General features: G+C 39.3%; 19 protein-coding genes and 1 pseudogene. 3 read left to right on the top strand and 17 right to left on the bottom strand.

Features of this window, described 5'->3' with window-relative positions; genetic code table 11:
- Positions 1–31 precede the first annotated feature (31 nt).
- The 8 genes from AC0VZ4_RS00100 to AC0VZ4_RS00065 all read right to left on the bottom strand — a co-directional run bounded on the left by AC0VZ4_RS00100 (position 32) and on the right by AC0VZ4_RS00065 (position 7,808).
- The gene (locus AC0VZ4_RS00100) at positions 32–247 is read right to left on the bottom strand and encodes an EF-hand domain-containing protein (protein WP_475440576.1); all 216 of its coding nucleotides are present in this window, start codon (positions 245–247) and stop codon (positions 32–34) included.
- Between the two features lie 100 nt (positions 248–347).
- The gene (locus tag AC0VZ4_RS00095) at positions 348–560 is read right to left on the bottom strand and encodes an EF-hand domain-containing protein (RefSeq protein WP_007377636.1); all 213 of its coding nucleotides are present in this window, start codon (positions 558–560) and stop codon (positions 348–350) included.
- A 137-nt stretch (positions 561–697) separates the two neighbouring features.
- A complete protein-coding gene (locus tag AC0VZ4_RS00090) occupies positions 698–910 on the bottom strand; it encodes an EF-hand domain-containing protein (RefSeq protein WP_096792171.1) in 213 nt (70 codons plus the stop codon).
- A 464-nt stretch (positions 911–1,374) separates the two neighbouring features.
- The gene (locus AC0VZ4_RS00085) at positions 1,375–2,028 is read right to left on the bottom strand and encodes a flagellar brake domain-containing protein (protein WP_475440575.1); all 654 of its coding nucleotides are present in this window, start codon (positions 2,026–2,028) and stop codon (positions 1,375–1,377) included.
- A 43-nt stretch (positions 2,029–2,071) separates the two neighbouring features.
- A complete protein-coding gene (locus tag AC0VZ4_RS00080; protein WP_007377639.1) occupies positions 2,072–3,523 on the bottom strand; it encodes a TrkH family potassium uptake protein in 1,452 nt (483 codons plus the stop codon).
- A 96-nt stretch (positions 3,524–3,619) separates the two neighbouring features.
- Entirely contained in the window at positions 3,620–4,234 is a 615-nt protein-coding gene (locus tag AC0VZ4_RS00075; protein ID WP_007377640.1) for a YigZ family protein, read from the bottom strand.
- Between the two features lie 88 nt (positions 4,235–4,322).
- Entirely contained in the window at positions 4,323–5,645 is a 1,323-nt protein-coding gene (gene pepQ / locus AC0VZ4_RS00070; protein ID WP_007377641.1) for a Xaa-Pro dipeptidase, read from the bottom strand.
- A gap of 276 nt (positions 5,646–5,921) precedes the next feature.
- Positions 5,922–7,808, bottom strand: a complete 1,887-nt coding sequence (locus tag AC0VZ4_RS00065) for a transglycosylase SLT domain-containing protein (RefSeq protein WP_475440574.1) — start codon at positions 7,806–7,808, stop codon at positions 5,922–5,924.
- Between the two features lie 193 nt (positions 7,809–8,001).
- Between AC0VZ4_RS00065 and fadB the strand changes: the two genes are divergently transcribed.
- The 3 genes from fadB (at position 8,002) to tusA (ending at position 11,868) form a co-directional block, all read left to right on the top strand.
- Positions 8,002–10,161, top strand: a complete 2,160-nt coding sequence (gene fadB / locus AC0VZ4_RS00060; RefSeq protein WP_007377643.1) for a fatty acid oxidation complex subunit alpha FadB — start codon at positions 8,002–8,004, stop codon at positions 10,159–10,161.
- 4 nt (positions 10,162–10,165) lie between these two features.
- Positions 10,166–11,335, top strand: a complete 1,170-nt coding sequence (gene fadA / locus AC0VZ4_RS00055) for an acetyl-CoA C-acyltransferase FadA (RefSeq protein WP_008138041.1) — start codon at positions 10,166–10,168, stop codon at positions 11,333–11,335.
- 293 nt (positions 11,336–11,628) lie between these two features.
- On the top strand, positions 11,629–11,868 hold the full coding sequence (gene tusA / locus AC0VZ4_RS00050; RefSeq protein ID WP_008138040.1) for a sulfurtransferase TusA: 240 nt from the start codon (positions 11,629–11,631) through the stop codon (positions 11,866–11,868).
- A 12-nt stretch (positions 11,869–11,880) separates the two neighbouring features.
- Here the strand turns inward: tusA and AC0VZ4_RS00045 are convergent.
- The 9 genes and pseudogenes from AC0VZ4_RS00045 to dnaA form a co-directional block, all read right to left on the bottom strand.
- Positions 11,881–12,483: pseudogene (locus AC0VZ4_RS00045) on the bottom strand (DUF4276 family protein).
- Positions 12,477–13,598, bottom strand: coding sequence for an AAA family ATPase (locus tag AC0VZ4_RS00040; RefSeq protein ID WP_475440573.1), 1,122 nt, complete (start codon positions 13,596–13,598; stop codon positions 12,477–12,479). The pseudogene AC0VZ4_RS00045 and the gene AC0VZ4_RS00040 overlap by 7 nt, the downstream one beginning before the upstream one ends.
- A gap of 148 nt (positions 13,599–13,746) precedes the next feature.
- Positions 13,747–14,196 (bottom strand): early set domain-containing protein, encoded by a 450-nt coding sequence (locus AC0VZ4_RS00035; RefSeq protein WP_475441687.1) that lies wholly within the window; start codon positions 14,194–14,196, stop codon positions 13,747–13,749.
- A gap of 75 nt (positions 14,197–14,271) precedes the next feature.
- Complete coding sequence (glyS, locus tag AC0VZ4_RS00030; protein ID WP_475440572.1) at positions 14,272–16,341, bottom strand: glycine--tRNA ligase subunit beta; 2,070 nt, start codon at positions 16,339–16,341, stop codon at positions 14,272–14,274.
- A gap of 2 nt (positions 16,342–16,343) precedes the next feature.
- On the bottom strand, positions 16,344–17,246 hold the full coding sequence (gene glyQ, locus AC0VZ4_RS00025; protein WP_007377648.1) for a glycine--tRNA ligase subunit alpha: 903 nt from the start codon (positions 17,244–17,246) through the stop codon (positions 16,344–16,346).
- Between the two features lie 141 nt (positions 17,247–17,387).
- Positions 17,388–19,814 (bottom strand): DNA topoisomerase (ATP-hydrolyzing) subunit B, encoded by a 2,427-nt coding sequence (gene gyrB / locus AC0VZ4_RS00020; protein ID WP_033040338.1) that lies wholly within the window; start codon positions 19,812–19,814, stop codon positions 17,388–17,390.
- A gap of 12 nt (positions 19,815–19,826) precedes the next feature.
- Positions 19,827–20,921: a DNA replication/repair protein RecF gene (gene recF / locus AC0VZ4_RS00015; protein WP_475440571.1), complete on the bottom strand. Its 1,095-nt coding sequence runs from the start codon at positions 20,919–20,921 to the stop codon at positions 19,827–19,829.
- Between the two features lie 15 nt (positions 20,922–20,936).
- Positions 20,937–22,040 carry a DNA polymerase III subunit beta gene (gene dnaN, locus AC0VZ4_RS00010; protein ID WP_475440570.1) on the bottom strand — a complete coding sequence of 368 codons (1,104 nt, stop codon included), beginning with the start codon at positions 22,038–22,040 and terminating at the stop codon, positions 20,937–20,939.
- 13 nt (positions 22,041–22,053) lie between these two features.
- Entirely contained in the window at positions 22,054–23,442 is a 1,389-nt protein-coding gene (gene dnaA / locus AC0VZ4_RS00005; protein WP_475440569.1) for a chromosomal replication initiator protein DnaA, read from the bottom strand.
- Between the last annotated feature and the right edge of the window lie 42 nt (positions 23,443–23,484).

Here is a 23,484-nt window from a genome sequence, read left to right as displayed (position 1 = left end):
TGATAATCGCGTGTTAATTATCATTTTAGAGTTACTGTACTTTTGCAAACTCTTCTTTAGAAAGCTCACCATTCCCGTCAGTGTCTAAGTCATCAAATAATTTCACTAACTGCGCGTTAACTTGCGCTTCTTGCTTGGTGATAACCCCGTCACTATCGATATCAAAAGAGGCAAAACCAACGGCGGCATACGCAGCTGACGACGATGCTAAAATGATGACGGCCAGTGTTGTGTTTAATGTTTTCATAATAATTTCCTAAATAATAAAGAGGAAGTCCTTTTCAAAGATCCCTGACTGTGAAAAATGTTTAATCTGAAAAAGATTAATTAACCTGAACTCTGGTTAACTAGTAATTAGCGAACTCTTCTTTAGAAAGCTCACCGCTACCGTCGGTATCTAGCTCAATAAATTCAGCCATTAAATCGGTGTCGACTGCCGCTTCACTTGGGCTAATTGTGCCGCTACCATCTATATCAAGGCTATTAAAGTCTGATGCTGCAAATACAACTGAAGAAGACGCTATAGCTATAAGTGCCAGTGCTTTATTTAAATGTTTCATAGTTTAATCCTTCAATGTTCTATCAAAAAAATTGCTCGTTTAACTTAAACGTAATTTTTCACTTCCTTGCTACCCTCTTTCGTAAGCTCCTTGCCTACTTAGGTTGTCTTTGGCAACTCAGGATAAATACTTGTTAATTAAGCTTCTGAAAATTCTTCTTTTGATAACTCACCATTTTGGTCAGTATCAAGTTCTGAGAACATGCTCATTAACTTTGCATCTACTGATGCTTCTGCTTGGCTAATTGTGCCACTGCCGTCTACATCAAGTGTATCAAAGTCTGTTGCAGCAAAAGCGGCTGAAGAAGATGCTAATGCAATAAGTGCTAGTGTTTTATTAATGCGTTTCATAATATGTATCCTTCAAATTTATGTGTGTGCGATTAAGGTGTCTCACTTTAAATCACGCTTAAGTTCAGTACACCATGACTATTACAACTTAGGTGCCAACTTTTAAAAGTTATTATTTTTCATGTTGTTAAGAATAAAAATCGTAATATGGATAAATTTCAAGTGCTTTCCTGTTGCTTTTTAGCAACACAGCGACATGAAAAAACAAAATAGACAATAAAAACAATAGGTTAATTTAGATTAAAAAACACAAATTATGAATTTAGATATTTTAAATGAGGTTTAAAGCAAAAATTTAGCTTTATTTTGGTTGGGTTTATTACATGAAATTAGATTATGGTAATCTTTTATTATTTTAAGTTACTGTTTTATATTATTTATTTCATTATTAAAAATAATAACCAAATAATTTTCATCTATAAAGCAGGCAATCGCTATTTTGTTGCAAAATAGCGAAATCTCTTTTAACCGATTTCGAATTCGAGCATGGAGGGATCAATAAAGTGCTCTTTCATAAAGGTATTCATTTCATCTTCACTGGCTAATAGTTTAATACCACATCTGGTCCCAGCATCATGCTCTTTAACGCTACACACTTCGCCTTCAAAATTTTGCGCACTGCTATCTAACATAATAGTACATTGCATATCTTTTATACTTTCAAGCTCTTTATTACTTCTAACATCAAACATAACTCCCGTTAATGAGATATCTTTAATAACACCTTCGAGTACTCTGTCGTCACTTAGTTTTAGCTTTGCAGGTAATAAAGTAGGGATACGCGTTTGCGAACGCAAACTAAATAACTGAACCTGTTCAGGAAAGTTTATAAAAATAAGCCGAGCCGGATGAGAAGAAATAGACATAATTTTCTGACGAAACGCAATTACTTTCCCACCGCTGCCTTCTATTAAAGCCCTCACGACAACGGTTATACCGTCACGTAAATAATCACTTGCCGCAGGTAAGCGTTTTGAGCTTGGATAATTTAAAATGATATATTTATCATCAAGTAATCCCACCATCTCAGTCTTGATACGTTTACTACTGGTAGGCGTTAAAATTTCTAGGTTGACCAAGCTGCCAATAATTATATTATTAAGATTGCTTATTGGCATATTCTCTCCCTTGTAATGTATTTTTTAAATAAAACAGTTAGCTTTATCCACGCCAAAACGTTGGCGTAAATAACACAAGTAAAGTAAATATTTCTAACCGGCCAAACACCATCGCAATAGTAAGTAACCATTTAGCGCCATCAGTTATCGCGCCATAATGCGATGCCACATCACCCAAACCTGGACCTAAATTATTTAAACAAGCCGCTGTTGCAGAAAACGCCGTTATGTTATCCATACCCGTGCCCATAAGCGCTAGCATAATAATAATAAACACCAGCGCATAAGCTGAGAAAAAGCCCCACACAGCTTCTACCACTTTATCTGGCAACGCCTTTCGACCCAACTTAATTGAATATATAGCACGAGGATGCACCAAACGATTAAGCTCACGCACGCCCTGCAAATAAAGTAAAAATACGCGAACTACCTTCATACCACCACCGGTAGAGCCTGCACAGCCACCAATAAAGCTCGAAAATATAAGTAAAATAGGTAAAAACAAAGGCCATGTTGAAAAGTTATCAGTAGCAAAGCCTGCCGTTGTACTCATTGATACTGCTTGGAATAAAGCCTGATCGAGGGTTTCGTCGCCATTAGCATATATTTCATTTGACGAAAGCACCGTAAAACAAATAACTACAAGTGCAAGCTGAATGCATAGGAAAACTTTAAATTCAGGGTCACGTAAATAAACTCTTACGTTTCGGCTCGATACAGCGGCATAATGTAGCGAAAAATTAATTGCAGCAATAATTAAAAAGAATACACAAATAAAGTTAATGACAGGGCTATCAAAGTGACCTATCGATGCGTCATAAGTAGAAAAGCCGCCTATCGCCACTGTAGAAAATGCATGGCAGATAGCATCAAACCAGCTCATTCCTGCCGCCCAATAAGCGAGCATACACGTCAACGTAAGCGACACATAAATGTACCAAAGATGCTTAGCTGTATCAGCAATCCGTGGAGTCATTTTTGAATCTTTTACCGGGCCTGGAATTTCAGCGCGGTACAACTGCATACCACCCACGCCTAACATAGGCAGTATAGCGACGGCGAGTACGATTATGCCCATACCGCCAAACCACTGGAGTTGCTGGCGATAAAACAACACCGATTTGGGTAAATACTCAATACCGGTAAGCACTGTAGCGCCTGTGGTTGTTAAGCCAGAAAATGCTTCAAATACCGCATCAGCGAGCGATAAATTCGGTTCTTGTAAAAATATAAGCGGTAACGATGCAAATGCCCCAAGTACCAACCAAAACAAAACAACAATTAAAAAGCCTTCACGTGCTTTTAAGTCACCATTTTCATGACGGTTTGGGTAATAAGCCATCATGCCAATAACAACACTAAAGATAAATGCTAAAACAAAAGGAACACCACCACCGTCTTTATATATTAAAGACACCAGTGCTGGGGGCACCATGGTAATACTAAACAGCGCAACGAGTTGGCCAAGAATTTTTATGATGGTACGAAATTGCATTTAGCTTATCGCTTTTATTATTAGTAAATTCAGGTTGAGTAGTATCAACCAAATTAAATAGAGTGAATATGCATTACATGCAATTTGTGTAGGTTATTACTCTTTAATCGTTAACTCAACTGCGCCGTGACTTAAATCAAAAATATCTTTGATTGCTTGCTGCGCTTCGCGGCTATCTATTGTAATCACCCATTCAATATTAGCAGTAAATTGCTTATCAATATTAAGCACTTGATACTTTGTTTTTAATAACTGCTCAATCGCGCCTTGCATGCTGTACTCGCTACTCCCTGTAATTTCAACACTGGGAACTTTAAGCACTGTTTGCAACTTCACTAACGCATTGTTTAGTGAGCCACCATAAGCACGTACTAGTCCGCCAGTGCCTAATTTTATGCCGCCAAAGTAACGTGTGACGACAGCTGTGATTTCGCCAAGGCCTGAACCCACCAGCACATTTAACATAGGCTTTCCTGCAGTGCCATTTGGTTCACCATCGTCCGAAAAACCATAAACATGGCTGCCACCGGGGTTGCCTGCCACATGTGCCCAACAGTTATGACGCGCATCGCTATACTTTTCTTCAATGCTTTTAATAAATGCTTTAGCTGAATTTAAATCGGGGGTGTGTGCAATGTGGACTATAAACGTACTTTTTTTAATTTCTTCTTGATGAAAAACGTCAGCAGCAGGGTATTTATATTCAGACATATTTTAAACTTGTAAAAAGGGGGCCAAAAGGCCCCTTTAAATAATGTACGTATTTTAACGTGTATAAACTAATTGGTGTTAACTAGAATTAATCGAGCGCTAAATCTCGTGTCATATTTTCTAAGCTATCTTCGTGAACAATAATGTTATCTTCAATACGAATGCCGCCAAATGGTTTAAATGACTCTACCTTTTCCCAGTTAATAAACTGCTTATTATCGGTTTGCGCTAAATCACCAAGCAGTGAATCAATAAAGTATAAACCAGGCTCAATAGTAAACACTTGGTTTTTTTCGATCAGGCGAGTACAACGCAAGAACGGATGCCCTTCAGGCGATGGTTGATGTGTGCCCTTTTCGTCACTCATAAAACCGCCCATATCATGCACTTGTAAACCTAGGTGATGCCCTAGTCCATGCGGGAAGAAAGTAGAGGTGATTTTACGCTCAACAATTTCTGTCGCGGGTAGGTTAACAATTTTAAAGTCACTGAGTATTTGTGCGATACGGTTATGGCATTCAACGTGTAAATCACCATAAAGCATACCCGGCTTTAAACCTTTACCTAACTCGATTTGTTGAACTGTCATCGCTTGTACAAGCTCAGCAAACTCACCTTGCTTTTTGAAATCATACGTACGAGTAATATCAGCGGCATAACCATTAAAGTTTGCACCGGCATCAATTAAAAATGAGTTATGAGTGTGTGGCGCTTTTGGATCAAAGTGCGTGTAATGCAAAATAGCGCAGTTTTCGTTAAGCGCAACAATGTTGCCGTACGGCATTTCATTTTCGCTTTGGCGTGTCGCCATTAAATACGCTTGCTGAATGTCGAACTCGCTACCACCATTAAAAAATGTATCGCGTGCAGCTTTATGCCCATCTACTGCAATGCGGTTAGCGTTGCGTAAACATTCAAGTTCGTACTGCGTTTTATAAGCGCGGTGGTAATGAAAATAGTTAAGTACAGGCTCAGGGTTCATAATACTAAAACCAAGGGCTTGCGCTACTTCAATGTATTCACCCATGTAAGCATATTTAGCTTTATCGTATGGTAATAACTTTTCTACTTGATCAGGCTGAAGTAGTAGCTCTATATCAAAGTACTCGGCCCAAAAGTCGCGAGGCTCGTCTGGCACTTTATGCCAAAAATCTACTGGACGGTAAAATATGAGTTTTGGCTTGTCGCTGCCATTTACCACAATCCAGCAATGAGGATTATCAATAACCGGTAACCATGCTTTAAACTGTGGATTAACTTTAAATGGATAATACATATCATCTAAAAACTGGCGCTTAGCTTGGCCTGAATGAATTACTAATCCTTCTAACCCTTCGCTATTACAAATTGTACGAGTACGCTGTTGCAGTGTTGCAATATGTTCGGCGTATAAAACGGCTAATTTATCCATTGTTAATCCATCTGTTAAATTTAACTTGCTCTGAGTCTACCACTTATACCAATTGCATTAAATTAATGATCTATTATAGCGATAAGAAAATAGCTTAATAACAAGGCTAAAATTATGATACATAGTTGTTCTATATAAATAATTTTTAACGTAGTTATTGAGTTATTTAATGCGCTAGAATGATCATGTTTTAATAAAATTGGTATTATCCGCAAAGCGCTCAAAAAAGGGGGTATCTAGCATGTAAATATCCCCCCCACTTTAAACTTATATTTACTAACCGCCCATTTTCATTTGAAGCAATGGCGCGAGAACATTTCCTTCTCGGCCCATTCTAGTATGGTAAACCTGACGATACGCAAACACATTTTTTACATAATCACGGGTTTCACGATACGGAATAAGCTCCACCCATAATTCAGCCGGAATAGCCTCATCAGGTAGCCAGCGTTTAACGCGGTGATACCCTGCATTATATGAAGCCGTTGCTAGTATTTCGTTGCCATGGTTCTTCTTTTTTAAATACTGTAGATAACTGGTACCTAACCTAATATTTGTTTTAGGCTGATATAATCGATTACTCGACACACTGCCTTTATTTACATATTTGGCCGTACTTGGCAATAATTGCATTAAACCACGTGCATTAGCGTGAGAGCGTGCATCAGGGGCAAAAGAGCTTTCACGCCTTGCAATAGCAATACTCCACGCCACATCTATTTTGCTGCGTTTACTGTAGCGTTCAAATACATCTTGAAACGCAAACGGAAAACGTTGATCTACGTTATCCCACGCTTTAATTTTTGCTAAAGTAAAAATGGTACTGTCGTGCCAGCCTAAATCTGTAGATAGTTGTGATGCAGCTAGCTTTTCTTCATCACTAGAGGTATCAGTTAAGTAATTCCACTCACGGCGAGCCGACGTGAAGCGCTCAAGATCATAAAGCGCTTTTGCTCGTTTAAAGCCTGGTGCATTACTAACGTTATCTACCAGTACCTTATCAACTATTAAAGGCTCATTATTTAAATCAACTGGCAACTCCAAGCGTGCGGCAGCTAAAAAGCCATAATAATCACGATTAGTCGCTACTTTTTTCCAAATATCGTCTGCTTTTTGCTGCTCGCCACGTTGTGCATAGCTATAAGCTAACCAATATTGCTGGCCGAGGCTTAAATTTTCTTTCCCTGTAAAAAATGCAGCAATCCCCTCCCAATCTTGGGTTTTGAGCATATTGCCCAATTGCCATTGAATAAGCTTGCTGTCTAGTCGCTCTTTTGGCACTTTATTTAGCCAAAAACTCGCTTGCTTATGCCCACTTGAAGCAAGTGACAACGCAAAGGTGTAATACACATCCGCTTTTTCTTCGTCGCTGTACTTAAATATTTTTTCTATCTTTTCCCATGCTTTTAAAGCGAGTGTTTTATCGCGCCAAACCAAACGCTTAACACCATAAAGTGCTATTTGCCCTTCTTTAGCTGACTTTTTTTTGTATCGATATAAACCAGCAGAAGCACTAGGGTCTCGACGCACCTTTAGATATAAATCAGCCAAGTAGCGCTCATTTTTAGGTAATAACGTTTTTAAGTAAGGTAATAAACTTTGCTTGCCACCTTCGGCTGCAAGCGTAATTCGCTGCCAAACAGTTTCTTTATCCATGTAACCTTTTTTACGCCACACTGAAAAAAGCTCGTCGCACTCTTGCGGTTGCGACTTTCCGACAGTCCATAGATCGGTTACTTGATTTAGTATTGCTTTTTCAGGTGCACCTAAATCAAGCTGAAAATCCAAATAAGTGCACGTAAGCGCTGTATTTGATGTTTCACGGTAATTATTAATATATGCCGCTTTTTTATTTTTCTTTTTTAAATACGCTAACCATGCTTTACGCACCGGCCATTCAAGGGGCGTATGCTGATAAATAGTTAAATAGTTTTCTATTTCTGACTGGTATTTAATATTAGGATGTCGTTGCCAATACGTTTTTTCAACATACGGCTTTAACGGATGGTTAAGGTTACTAACCGCTTGTTTAAAATCTTGATAACTTCCATGACGGACTTTTTTTTCAGCATCTAAAAATGCATCGTTATCAATACTTGCCTCGGCAGAATGAAGAGGGAAAATGAATGCAGCTGCCGCAATGCTTAATAAATATTTTTTCATAATGTCCTTTAATAAAAAATTAAAGTAGTGAATAAAAACTTTTCAACCACCTTAGCACCAAACCAGCTATATTTTAACCAGTCGATTGTAACCGAGTTAAATTTTTCGTTGCATTTTTAATTTAAAGCAAGCACACTGATTGAAATGCAAACTCATCGTACCAGTCTTAGTTCGTCAACTAGGGAGAATAATAATGTTATATAAAAGCGATTCCTTTGAAGTTAGCTTCCTAAAGGAAAACATCGCCGAGTTTAAGTTTTGTGTTGCAGGTTCTGTAAACACATTATCTCAAAAAACTCTTTCAGATTGCGCAGCAGCATTAAAAGAATTAGCCGCCAATACTGATATCAAAGGCATGATTTTTACCAGTGATAAAGAGCACTTTATTATTGGTGCCGATATCTTCGAATTTTTACCTACATTTACTAAACCTGAAGAAGAATTAGTAGTGTGGATCAAAAACGCAACCGACGTTTTTGATGCAATTGAAGATTTACCATTCCCAACTCTAAGCGCTATAAACGGTATGGCACTTGGCGGTGGTTGTGAGTGGGCACTTGCTACCGATTATCGTGTAGCAAGCGAAACAGCTAAAATGGGCCTACCAGAAGTTAAACTTGGCATAATGCCAGGGTTTGGTGGCACAGTGCGCTTACCACGCATCATTGGCGCCGATAACGCGATGATGTGGATTACCTCAGGCGCAGAAAACCGCGCAGCAGATGCCCTTAAAGTAGGTGCGTTTGACGCGGTAGTTAGTGCTGACAAACTTCTAGAGTCAAGCGTATCAACACTTGAACTAGCGATTGCTGGCAAGCTAGATTGGCAAGCAAAACGCAACGTAAAACTACAGCCACTTAAATTAAACCGTGTTGAGCAAGGCATGAGCTTCGCTATGGCAGAAGGTATGGTAATGGGTAAAACCAAAGGCCACTATCCTGCACCGGTTATGGCTGTACGTACTATTAAAGCAGCGGCAAACTGTACTCGCGATGAAGCAATGGCAATCGAAAATGCCAACTTTGCTAAATTAGCACGTACACCAGAAGCAGCTGCACAAACAGGTATATTCCTAGCTGACCAATACATTAAAGGCAAAGCACGTAAATTTGCTAAGCACAGCGATGTAGAAATTAAGCAAGCCGCTGTATTAGGTGCTGGTATTATGGGTGGCGGTATTGCATACCAGTCTGCTTATAAAGGTACACCTATTATAATGAAAGACATCCAACAAGATGCGCTTGATTTAGGTATGGGTGAAGCGTCTAAGTTATTAGGTGCAAAAGTTAAGCGTGGCCACATGCCAATGGAAAAAATGTTGGCAACACTTAGCAAAATTAAGCCAACACTTAACGCGTCAGACCTACAAAGTGCCAACATTATTGTTGAAGCCGTTGTAGAAAACCCTAAAGTTAAGCAAGCAGTACTCGCTGATCTTGAAAAGACCATGCCAGAAGGCACTGTACTTACTTCAAACACATCAACTATTTGTATTGATTTACTAGCACAAGCGCTAGATAAGCCAGAAAATTTCTGTGGTATGCACTTTTTCAATCCAGTGCCAAAAATGCCATTAGTAGAAATTATCCGTGGTGCAAAAACCTCAGATAAAACAATCAATGCAGTAGTTGATTACGCGCTTAAATTAGGTAAATCACCAATTGTTGTTAACGATTGCCCAGGCTTTTTTGTAAACCGTGTTTTATTCCCTTACTTTGCAGGTTTTAGCAAATTAGTGGTTGAAGGCGCTAACTTTGCAAAAGTAGATAAAGTAATGGAAAACGTATTTGGCTGGCCTATGGGTCCGGCTTACCTACTTGATGTTGTAGGTATTGATACAGCGTTCCATTGTACTGGCGTAATGGCTGACGGTTTCCCTGAGCGTATGGCGCGTGCTGATAAAGACCCTGTGACTATTTTTGCCAACGAAAAACGTTTTGGTCAAAAGAACAAAGCCGGTTTTTACAAATACGAAACAGATCGTCGCGGTCGTCTTAAAAAGTCTCATGACGAGACAGCAATTGAGCTATTAAGCCCAATTACAGACGCACCAAAAGAATTTGATAAACAAGAAATCATCGACCGTTGTATGATTCCAATGATCAACGAAGTGCTACTGTGCTTGCAAGAAGGCATTGTTGCCTCGCCGCAAGAAGCAGATATGGCATTAGTTTACGGTGTTGGTTTCCCTCCATTTAGAGGCGGCGCGTTCCGTTACTTAGATCAAACTGGTTTAGCTAACTTTGTTGCAGCAGCAGACAAATACGCTCACCTAGGTGCGATTTACCAAGTATCTGAGCAAACTCGCAAGTGGGCCGAAGAAGGTCGTGTTTTCTATAAGGTGGAAGGTTAATATCATGAATAATCCAGTAATTGTAGATTGTATCCGCACACCAATGGGTCGCTCTAAAAGTGGTGTATTCAAACATAAACGTGCAGAAGACTTAAGCGCACATTTAATGAAAGGCTTACTAGATCGCAACCCAGCAGTTGATCCAGCATCAATTGACGATATTTATTGGGGTTGTGTACAGCAAACATTAGAGCAAGGCTTTAACGTAGCACGTAACGCATCATTGCTTGCCGGTATTCCGCACAGCGTTCCTGCTGTTACGGTTAACCGTTTATGTGGCTCTTCTATGCAAGCATTGCATGACGCAGCACGCGCAATAATGACAGGCGCTGGCGACACTTACCTAATTGGTGGTGTTGAGCACATGGGTCACGTACCTATGACTCACGGCAACGACTTTCACCCAGGCTTAGCAACATCAATTGCACAAGCGTCTGGCTCTATGGGCTTAACAGCAGAATACCTTGCTACGCTTCATGGCATTAGCCGTGAGCAACAAGATGAATTTGCTTACCGTTCACATCAACGTGCACAAGCTGCAACTGTTGAAGGCCGTTTCCGTCGCGAAATTTTAGCAATGGAAGGTCACGCAGCAGATGGTTCGCTTATCTTAGTTGAAGACGACGAAGTAATTCGCCCAGAAACAACTATAGAGGGCCTATCAAAGCTTCGCCCTGTATTTAATCCTGCATCGGGTACGGTAACAGCCGGTACGTCTTCTGCACTTTCTGACGGCGCATCTGCAATGTTAGTAATGAGCGAAGAAAAAGCAAAAGAACTTGGTTTACCAATTCGTGCGCGCATTAAAGCAATGGCAGTCGCTGGTTGCGACCCATCAATTATGGGTTACGGCCCAGTACCAGCAAGTAAAAAAGCACTTGCACAAGCCGGTATTACAATTGATGACTTAGGCGTAGTAGAACTTAACGAAGCCTTTGCAGCACAATCATTACCTGTAATGAAAGATTTAGGGTTAATGGATGTTGTTGACGAAAAAGTGAATTTAAATGGCGGCGCAATCGCACTTGGTCACCCACTGGGTTGTTCGGGTTCGCGTATTAGCACATCGCTTATTCACTTAATGGAAGACAAAAATGTACGATACGGTTTAGCAACTATGTGTATTGGTTTAGGCCAAGGCATTGCCACTGTATTTGAACGTGTTCAAGACTAATTAGTTTAAACATGTAAAACCATCTTGGTGATTAAAAAGGCGGATTGATTTTATTCAGTTCGCCTTTTTTATTAGCTTCAATTTATGAAAACCACCCTTTATCAAACAAGCATGTAACATCGTAATTATGTGATCGGGCGTATTATTAAATAAAGTCTTTTGAAACTGCTAAAAGCATTAAGTAAAATAGTTAAATTACGCTTAAAATTGCGTTAAACTGCCAAACTTATTAAGTGCTATACCTAAGCACTCGCGTACACAGCAACCACTTTAATTAAACAGGCCAATTTATTATGAGCTTTGATAATCCCGATCACCAATTAGATGCCATAGGCCTTCGCTGCCCAGAACCAGTAATGATGGTACGTGCTGCTATTCGTAAAATGAACGATGGTGAAACGTTATTAATCACTGCTGATGACCCATCAACCACTCGCGACATTCCGAGCTTTTGTACGTTTATGGATCACACGCTGGTGGCTAAAGATGCAGAAGAAGCACCGTATAGGTATGTGGTTAAGAAAGGAATTTAAATTATTTTATGTCTACTTATCGTTAATTTTCTCTATTTTATGAAGCCACTCATTAAAACCCGAACATTTATTTCGTATTGTTTCTACTCCAATAGCCTCAGCAATACGAGGGCCATGTGTTGTTTTTCTGTACCGAACAACAGACATAATTCTTTTTGATGGTGCAGTCTGCGGCGAATTATTTATCTTTTCAGGATCCCCCCTAAACTCCTGTAATAAACCATCTGCCCACTCTTTAAGGTTTGCTTGTCTCATTATTAATGCAAAACTTTTTGGGCATGAAAATAATATACCTTCAAACTCATACATTTGCACAAAAGGTATCAGTCAACCTCTAATATTTTCGCCTACAGCATTCAAAATACGCATTTCTAATGAGAGCTTAGTTTCACCTGCTACTTTATTTTTAAATCCATAGAAATCATAAAAAGTAGTTACATAATCAAAATTATTAGCTATTTTTTTCAGTTCGCTACGTACCTTATCTATATTTACATCACCTTGCATACATATTGGGGTCATAAACAAGTTTTTTTGAGCTAGATAAGGTGCTAAAACTTTTTTAACGAATATCTCTTCTGTTTGCCCTTCAACTGAAATTCCTATTCTTACCATTCTGGACGGCCCCCGATAAGATTTTTAGACCAAATATCTCCCATTGAAAAATCATCTAGCCATTCTGATAACTCATCTGTAGAAACTCTCTTAAATTCAGATTTACCTTCATTTTGGTTGACTACAATGAAGTCATCAGGGTTAAACTTATTCGCAAAAGTTACCGACTGCGTTGAACAGATAACTTGATTATCCTTTGACGTTACTTTTACTATTTCTGCTAACTCATCTAATGCCGCAGGGTGTAACCCAAGCTCAGGTTCATCTAAGATAATAGTTTTTGGTCTTAGCGTTTCAGGCTGTAAGAATAAAGTAGCCATACAAATAAATCGTATTGTTCCATCTGATAACTGATTTGCTGAAAATGGTTCGTCATTTTGTTTATGTAACCATTTTAATAAGATGCGCTTTGAGTTATCGCTCCCCCGTGGCTCCAAATAAAAATCATGAAAATATGGTGCTATATTTTGTATAGCCTCAACTATGTCTAAATATGCATTACTATATTCTTCTAAAGTTGAATGCTTTAGATAATATAAAAATGCAGCAATATTGCTTGCATCTGTATATAAATAGTCTACAGCATCAAGGTCACAGGCTTGTTTGAACCCTGCAGTATCACTAGTGTCGTGAAAGTGATAAACACGACAATCATTTAGATATAATTTTGTATATTTCTTCACCTGGTGACTATCAGCTTTTATGCTATGTGCTAAGCCACTTTCTCCTTTAGTACCTTGAATAGAAAAACTTTTAGAAGAGCTTCTTATCGAACAATATTCCGTATTAAATATTAATGTATCGTCATTAATACCGTGTCCAAATGTTGCATGATAGCCATTATATCCAACGTCAATATCAATGCTTATTTCTTTAGTTTTCTTTGGCCCAAAATGAAAAAAAGCACTTGCTGATCCATGTTTTTGAACATAATTTTGTAGTTTACCTTCTGATAAGTGTCTCAAGAAAGTAAACAAGGAAATAAAATTTGATTTACCTGAACCATTCGCACCAATCAATATATTGATCGGTTTGATTTCTAGCTCAAAGTTTTTTATTGATTTGAACCCTTTAACAACCACTTTACCTAAGTGATTATTAGTTGAATCTGACATAACTTACCAACTTAACCAAAGTATGAATATACACCTAAAGCGAATTCCGAATTAGAACTAATATTTTATAGAGACTTTAACAGATGAATAAACTAACTACACTTAGAAACTTATAAATGAAAGGCTAAGCTTACAATTTATCTTTGCTCTACTTCTTAGTTATCGTCACTTGTGGCTTGTCGTAGTCACTGTAATCAATACTTACTATATACGTGCCTTTTATTGCTGGTGTGAAACTAAAGTAGTTATAAATAGTATTACAGTCTGCGATAGCTGGCTGGCCGAGTGTTAGCTTTTGTCCTGCTGGTCGTGCGTCGCTGTAGCCGCAGTTGTAACCTTCACTAAAATCGGCATCGGCTATTTTAAATTCGTACACTTTACCAGGCGTCGAAAATTTAACTTGTGCTTGATAAAGCGCAGGTCCAACTGGCGCAAACTGATACTGGGGTTCTGCATCCCACAGTGTAAAGTCGCCACGTAAGTAAATTGTGCGGTCAAGCTCTTGCTGTGGTAAAACATCGTTAATAGAGATTTGGCTAGTACAGGCAGTGAGTAAACCAGCAATTGCTAAGGTTAAAATTCGTTTCATAGAAATCATCAATGGGGTTTCCTTTGCATACAGTGAAAACTAAAAAGCCAGCAAAACGCTGGCTTTTAAAATTGCTAATCGGTGTTATTTTTGTAAAACAGAAATATCTGCAATACCTAAAAACAATCCGCTTAACTGGCTTAATAACGCGAGACGATTTTGCTTAACAGCTTCATCGTCGGCCATAACCATTACGTTGTCAAAAAAGTTATCAACACTTTCACGAATACCCGCCAATTGGCTTAATGCCTCTTGGTAGTTTCCATCTGCGTAAAGTGGTGCAAGGTCAGTGGCAAATTTTGCTACTTGTGATGCCAATACTTTTTCAGCGTCGTCGCTTAATAAGCTCTCATCAACACTACCTTGGCTGGTAATGTCGTTTTTAGCCAGAATATTACCTACACGCTTATTAGCTGCTGCAAGCGCTTCTGCTGCGTCTAATGTACGGAAGTGGCTTACGGCTTTAACACGGCGATCAAAATCAACAGGTTTAGTCGGACGACGTGCAAGCACTGCTTGAATTACGTCTACTTCTATACCTTCGTCTTGATACCAAGCACGGAAGCGCCCTAGCATAAATTCAAATACGTCAGTTGATACATTTAAGTTAGTTAACTTGTCGCCAAACAATGTTTGCGATTTAGCTACTAGGTCTAAAATATCAAGTGGTAGTTCTTTTTCTACCATTATACGCAGTGCACCTATAGCAGCACGACGAAGAGCAAATGGGTCTTTGTCACCTTTAGGTGCTTGGCCTATACCAAAAATACCCACCAGCGTGTCAAACTTATCAGCAATCGCTACTGCGCAGCTAATTAAGTTTGTTGGTAAGTTATCTCCTGCAAAGCGTGGCATGTACTGCTCGTTTTGCGCTACGGCTACATCTTCGGCTTCACCATCGTGGCGAGCGTAATGCATTCCCATTACACCTTGTACGTCGGTAAATTCCATTACCATTTCAGTCATTAGGTCAGTTTTACTTAATAAGCCTGCACGCTGCGCTAGGTCTTTATCAGCACCTAATTGCTCAGCAATATAACCTGCAAGCTCACTAATGCGCTCAGACTTATCTTTAAGCGTACCAAGTTGCTTTTGGAACAATACGCTATCAAGCGACTCTAATCGGCTTTCTAGGGTTTTCTTTTTATCTGTTTCAAAGAAGAACTGTGCATCGGCTAAACGCGGGCGCACTACTTTTTCGTTACCAGAAATAACCACACTTGGATCTTTACTTTCTATGTTAGATACAAACAAAAATTTATTTAAAAGTTTGCCATTTTGATCTAATAACGGGAAGTATTTTTGATCATCTTTCATGGTATAGATTAACGCTTCGGCTGGCACATCTAAAAATGCTTCTTCAAATGTTGCCGTTAAAGTAACTGGCCACTCTACAAGTGATGTTACTTCTTCTAGTAAATCTTCATCCATAGCAACAATAGCGTTAACTGCGCTTGCAGCCTCTTCTATTTGTGTACGAATTTGCGCTTTACGCTGCTCGTAATCAGCAATAACGTAAGCAGATTTAAGTACGTCAAAAACGTCGTCCGCATGGTTTATGCTAATTTTTTCTGGGTGATGAAAACGATGACCCTGAAGCTGGTTAGTTATTTGCTTACCAAGAATTTCGCCTTCAAGTAGCTCATCACCAAACAAAATAGTTACTGTGTGCACAGGGCGAATAAATTGTGTTTTATTCGCGCCCCAACGCATTGGTTTAGGAATCGGTAGTTTAGCCAATGCCTTAGTAATTGCACCTGTCATTAGCGTTTTAGTTTCTTGCCCTGCTACTTTAGCAATGTGCAATAACCAAGCGCCTTTGTCAGTTTCGAGTGTTTGTGCGTCTTTTACTTCAATACCACAACCACGTGCCCAACCCATTGCTGCTTTTGTTGGGTTACCGTCACCGTCAAATGCAGCTTTAGTAGCTGGACCACGCTTTTCAACTTCTTTGTCTTGTTGCTTAGCTTCAAGCGCTTTTACTTGTAAACCTAAACGACGAGGCGATGCATACCAGCTTACGCCTTGGTGTGCTAATTCTAGTGTTTCTAGCTCTGCAGTTAAGTTTGCAGCAAAGGCTTCTGCTAATTTACGCAGTGCTTTTGGTGGCAACTCTTCTGTGCCAATTTCTACTAATAAATTTTGTGCTGACATGCTTACTTATCCTTACACAGCGGGAAACCAAGCGCTTCGCGTTTGTCATAGTAACTTTGTGCACACGCTTTTGATAACGCACGAACGCGTAAAATATAACGCTGACGTTCGGTTACCGAAATTGCGTGGCGTGCGTCTAGTAAGTTAAATGCATGCGATGCTTTCATTACTTGCTCGTAAGCAGGTAGTGGTAAGTTTGCTTCAATTAACTTTTGGCTCTCTGCTTCACATTTATCAAACTGTGCAAATAAGTCTTCTACGTTTGCATGTTCAAAGTTGTAAGTAGACTGCTCTACTTCATTTTGATGGAACACGTCGCCGTAGGTTACGCGCCCTAGTGGACCGTCTGCCCATACTAAGTCGTAAATACTATCTACGCCTTGAATGTACATTGCTAAACGCTCTAGGCCGTAAGTGATCTCACCCGTTACAGGTGAACACTCAATACCGCCAACTTGTTGAAAGTAGGTAAACTGCGTTACTTCCATGCCGTTTAACCAAATTTCCCAACCTAGGCCCCACGCACCTAACGTAGGTGATTCCCAGTTATCTTCTACAAAGCGAACTTCGTGAGTTAGTGTATCGATACCCATAGCCGCTAAAGAGCCTAAATAAAGCTCTTGGATGTTATCTGGTGATGGCTTTAAAACCACCTGAAATTGGTAATAGTGTTGCAAGCGATTTGGGTTTTCACCGTAGCGACCATCTGTAGGACGACGACACGGTTGAACGTAAGCACTCGACATTGGTTCTGGACCAATAGACTTTAAAAATGTTTGCGGGTGAAATGTCCCGGCGCCCACTTCCATATCAAGTGGTTGAATAATGACACAGCCTTGCTGCGCCCAATAATCCTGTAAAGCCAGGATCAAACCTTGAAAGGTTTTTACGTCATATTTTTGCATATTTGGCTTTTTACTATCTAAGAAGTAGCGTGAAAATTACCTTTAGTATACCGTGTGTACACTCAGGTTTTAAGCAGTTTGTGTAATTGAAGAAAATAAAAAAGGAGCCATCAGGCTCCTTTTTTGGTGTAAATATTCTTTTTATACGTCTAAGTTAACTACGCGCAATGCGTTAGTTTCAATAAACTCACGACGAGGCTCTACTTGGTCACCCATTAAGGTAGCAAATAATTGATCCGCGCCTACGGCATCTTCGATCGTCACTTGTAACATACGACGAGCACTAGGATCCATTGTGGTTTCCCAAAGCTGGCTTGGGTTCATTTCGCCCAATCCTTTATAACGCTGAATATATAGACCACGTTTAGATTCTGCGATCAACCATTCTAAAGCATCCACAAAGTTATCAACAGGAAGTGTTTTCTCTCCACGTTGAATATAAGCGCCTTCTGTAATGATATTTGCGATGTTAACACCAGTCACAGCAATACGTTGGTAATCGCGTGAGGTAATAAAGTCATAGCTCAACACATGCGATTTATCAACACCATGCTGACGAATATTCACAACCGGATAATATAAATTACGCTCTGTATCATGCTCTGTTGCAGCATTAAAAATAGTCGCATCTTCATCTCGTGCTATTAGGTCATCTACTAGCTCTTTAGTCCACTCAATTACTTTAGCTTCATCTGAAAGGTCTTCTTTTTTCAGTTCGCTTTGATAAATTAAACGCTCCATTACCGTACTTGGGTATTTACGTTTTAAGCGTTCGATTACTTTAACTGTGTTTTGGTAATCATGAACTATTGTCTCTAGTGCTTCACCTTCAAGCGCCGACGCATCTGCACTTGTATATAAAGCCGCATTATTAAGCGCAAGCGATGTTAAGTATTCAACTAATGCTGGATCATCTTTAATATAACGCTCTTGCTTACCCTTTTTTACTTTGTAAAGTGGTGGCTGAGCAATATAAATATAGCCGCGTTCTACAATTTCAGGCATTTGACGATAGAAGAATGTTAGTAGTAACGTACGAATGTGAGAACCATCCACGTCCGCATCGGTCATGATAATGATACGATGGTAACGTAATTTTTCAGGGTTATATTCGTCACGTCCAATACCACACCCTAATGCAGTAATTAGCGTTGCTACTTCTTGCGAAGATAACATCTTGTCAAAACGTGCTTTTTCTACGTTTAATATTTTACCCTTAAGCGGAAGAATAGCTTGGTTTTTACGGTTACGTCCCTGCTTGGCTGATCCGCCAGCAGAGTCCCCTTCCACTATATATAGTTCAGATTGGGCTGGGTCTTTTTCTTGGCAATCAGCTAGCTTACCCGGCAAGCCTGCTAAGTCCATTGCACCTTTACGTCGTGTCATTTCACGGGCTTTACGCGCCGCTTCACGTGCACGAGATGCATCAATGATTTTACCAACAACAATTTTGGCATCTACTGGGTTTTCTAATAAAAACTCAGTGAACTTTTCAGCCATTGCTTGCTCAACCGCAGATTTAACTTCGCTTGAAACGAGCTTATCTTTTGTTTGCGATGAGAACTTAGGATCAGGAACTTTAACACTAACAACAGCCGTTAAACCTTCGCGAGCATCATCACCGGTCGCATTACTGGTTGTTTTAGCTTTTTTGTTAAAGCCTTCTTTTTCCATGTAGTTGTTAAGCGTACGTGTTAGCGCAGATCTAAAACCGGCTAAATGAGTACCACCATCACGTTGTGGAATATTATTTGTAAAACAGTAAATGTTTTCTTGGTATGCATCATTCCACTGCATTGATACTTCAACGCTAATACCATCTTCTTCACGTTCATGAGTAAAATGGAATACACCTTTATGTATAGGTGTTTTATTACGGTTTAAGTATTCTACGAAAGCTTGAATACCGCCTTCGTATTTAAAGTGGTCAGATTTATTTTCTTCACGTTCATCATTTAAAATGATGCTCACACCTGAATTTAGGAATGAAAGCTCGCGTAAACGCTTAGCTAAAATTTCGTAATGAAAATCTAAATTTGTGAATGTTTCACCACTTGGCCAAAAACGCAGTTCTGTACCAGTCGTTTCTGAGTCACCAATAACAGCTAAAGGTGCATCGGGAACGCCCATAGTGTAAAACTGCTCGTGTAGTTTACCTTCACGGCGAACGGTAAGTTTTAGTTTTTCTGAAAGTGCATTTACAACAGAAACACCAACACCGTGTAAGCCACCCGATACTTTATAAGAGTTATCATCAAACTTACCACCAGCATGAAGTACCGTCATAATAACTTCGGCTGCTGATACGCCTTCTTCTTCATGGATAGAAGTTGGGATACCACGGCCGTTATCTCGTACTGAGACAGAACCGTCTAAGTGAATAGTTACATAAATATCATCACAATGACCTGCTAGGGCTTCATCGATAGAGTTATCAACGACCTCAAACACCATGTGGTGTAAGCCTGTGCCATCATCGGTGTCCCCAATATACATTCCAGGACGCTTTCTTACTGCGTCTAATCCTTTAAGTACTTTAATACTCGACGAGTCATAATTCTCAGACATGGTTAATCCCACTTATCTTGTTATTAGGTTGCCATGTTTCACGTGGAACATTTGTAGTTCTCGTTGCATGGGTTCCACCACAGCAGAAATACTTTCAGATATAATTGAAGAGATAAAAATTTGAGAACTGCAGTGAGCAAGTAATTGTCCCACTTTCTCTTTTGTATCTTCGCCTAACTCTGAAGGTAGATCATCTATTAGCAATATAGATTGCTTATCTGTCTCTGACTCAATTAAGCTATTTTGCGTAACTTTTAACGCATATAGTAATAACTTCAATTGACCGCGTGAGAATGTATTCTCCACACTGTTGCCAGCGACACTAAAACTAAAGTCGGCCTTATGAGGCCCTTTACTTGTAAACCCTTGGCGAGCATCTCGCTCAAAGTTTTGCTCTAACGCATCTGCAAGAGATTCAGTCTCTTTCCAACCTGCATTAAAGGTCATTTCTAAATCGCGTACAAGCGTTAATTCTGCACACATTTTATCAAAAAACTGCTGCTTAAACCTACTTATATACGCCAATCTTAATTTATTTATTTCTTCAGCCAGTCTAACAAATTCTTTGTCCCAAAACTTAATTTGGTCAAAATAATTCTTTGGCTTAGTTTTTAACAACGCATTACGCTGTTTAAGTACTTTATTAAACGATTGCCACAAAAAAAAGAACTCATGTTCCACGTGGAACAAACCTAAATCTAAAAACTTTCTGCGCTCTTTTGGCCCGCCAAAAAATAAAGAATAGCTCTCTGGTGTAATAATTTGTACCGGCATAAGTTGAGCAAGTTCTGATATTTTACGGCTCGCCTTACCTTGAATTTTTAAATTAGTTTCACCCGTTTTGGTTTTACTAATACCAATTGGAATAGATAAGTCGTGTATTGTTTTGCGCCCGTGAATTACAAACTGCTCTTGCTGATGCGCGATAATACTTTTGTGTTTTGGAGTACGAAAAGATTTGCCGTGAGAAAGGTAATAAATAGCCTCTAAAAGGCTGGTTTTTCCGCTGCCATTTTCACCATATATTATATTAACGCCGTTAACTGGTTCTAGCGTCAGCGCCTCAATATTACGAAAATATTTGAGGCTCAAATGACTTAAGCTCATTGTGTATTTATAGTCTTATAAACGCATAGGCATAACAACGTACATTGCTTCTTCATCGCCTGCACCTTCAATTAATGCACTGCTGTTTGAGTCGGCTAATGTAAATAGTACGTCTTCTGTTTTTAATGTGTTTAGTACATCTAATACGTAAGACACGTTAAAGCCTATTTCTAGATCCGCGCCTTGGTAACTTACTTCAACAACCTCTTCCGCTTGTTCTTGCTCTGGATTATTAGCCGTAATTTTTAATAAACCGTTTGATAAGTTTAAGCGTACACCACGAAACTTTTCATTAGATAAAATAGACACACGTTGAAATGCATTACGTAGCCATTCACGGTTAGCTGTAATAACTTTGTCGCCACCACGCGGTAATACACGACGGTAATCTGGAAAACGTCCATCAACTAGCTTACTTGTAAATGTAAACTCTAAATCGATAATACGGATATGATTAGCGCCAAATTGAATTGTTACTAACTCGTCATCAGCGACCATAAGGCGCATTATTTCTTGCACGCCTTTACGAGGTATAATTAATTGACGCTGAGTATTAAGCGATTGCGTTAGCTGTTTTTGCGCAATCGCTAAACGGTGGCCATCTGTTGCTACTGTTTTTATGTCAGTATTATCTACTTCAAACGACATACCATTTAAATAATAACGTACGTCTTGATTCGCCATCGAAAAATGCGTGCTTTCGAGTAACTTACGAAGATCTAAACGAGTTAGTTGAAATTCAACCTCTCCGTCCCACTCTTCTAGATTAGGAAAATCATCAGCAGATAATGTCGTTAATGAAAAGCGGCTTTTACCACTAGTTAAAAGTAATTGATGCTCTTGCAAACTTAAAGTAATGTCTGAACCGTCTGGTAGACTTCTACAAATATCGAGTAACTTTTTAGCGGGTAACGTTAGTTTTGTATCGGCAATATCGTCACCTACAAATACGCCAGAAACTAATTCAATTTCAAGGTCTGTACCTGTCATTGAAAGTTGTCCATTTTCTACCACTAACAAAACGTTAGATAAAATTGGTAGTGTGTGTTTGCGCTCTATTGCACCCGACACTTGCACCAATGGTTTTAAAAATTGTTGTCTTGATATTGTTATTTGCATAATAAAGTCAGCCCTAAGATGACAATGTTCTTATTAAGTTTTGATAATCTTCTTTAATTTCGTGGCTTTCGTCACGTAGTGATTTTATCTTACGACATGCGTGCAATACGGTCGTATGATCGCGTCCACCAAATGCGTCACCAATCTCAGGTAAGCTGTGATTAGTTAGTTCTTTAGATAATGCCATAGCAACTTGACGAGGCCTTGCTATAGAGCGACTGCGGCGCTTAGACAACAGATCTGATACACGAATTCGGTAGTATTCTGCTACGGTGCGCTGAATATTATCAATCGTAACCAGTTTGTCTTGCAAAGCAAGTAAATCGCGCAGTGCTTCTTTTACAAAATCGATCGAAATTGGACGACCGGTAAAGTTAGCATTGGCGATTACACGGTTAAGTGCACCTTCTAATTCACGCACATTTGAGCGTAACTTTTTAGCAATAAAAAAAGCAACTTCGTGTGGTAAATTAATTTTACTTTGCTGTGCTTTTTTCATCAAAATAGCAACGCGTGTTTCAAGCTCTGGTGGCTCAATCGCGATAGTTAAACCCCAACCAAAACGTGATTTAAGGCGGTCTTCAACGCCTTCAATCTCTTTAGGATAACGGTCAGAGGTTAAAATAATTTGTTGGTTACCTTCAAGCAATGCATTAAAGGTATGGAAGAACTCTTCTTGGGAGCGCTCTTTGTTAGCAAAAAATTGAATGTCATCAATCATTAATGCATCAACACTGCGATAATAACGTTTGAACTCTTCAATTGCGTTATTTTGTAGTGCTTTTACCATGTCTTGAACAAAGCGCTCTGAATGCATATAAACAATTTTAGCGTCTGGCTTATTTGCCATAATGCCATTGCCTACTGCATGTAATAAGTGAGTTTTACCTAAACCAGTACCACCGTATATAAATACAGGGTTAAAAGCAGAACCAGGATTGTCGGCAACCTGTGTGGCCGCAGCTTTTGCTAATTGGTTTGATTTACCTTCAACAAAGCTATCAAAGGTATAGTTCTCTTTAATATTAGATTTGTAACCTGACTTAGGTGCAGGCTCAACCACCGGCTTTTGCTCACGAGGTTGCTGTTTTGTTGAAGCGTGTGCGCTTGGCGCAGATTGTGTTTCTGCAGCCGGTGCAGCTTGAGCGTTTAATAAAGGTTTACTTCCTACATCAAAACGCAGCTCTGGTGCTTCAACACCACAAATTTCTACTAATAGTTCGTTAATTCTATTGAGGTACTTTTCTCTCACCCAATCAAGCACAAAGCGATTAGGTGCATAAATCGTCAAGGTATCTTCGGTACTTTCTGCTTGAAGTGGTCTTACCCACATACTGAACTGCTGCGAAGGCAATTCATCTTGCAATACATATAAACAACTTTGCCAAACCGACAGATACACAGTTAAACTCCCAGAGATATAATTTTCATTCCCGCACATCAT

The organism is Pseudoalteromonas sp. QJM3NY_22, assembly GCF_056173065.1.
This window is presented reverse-complemented; position numbering and strand designations above follow the sequence as displayed.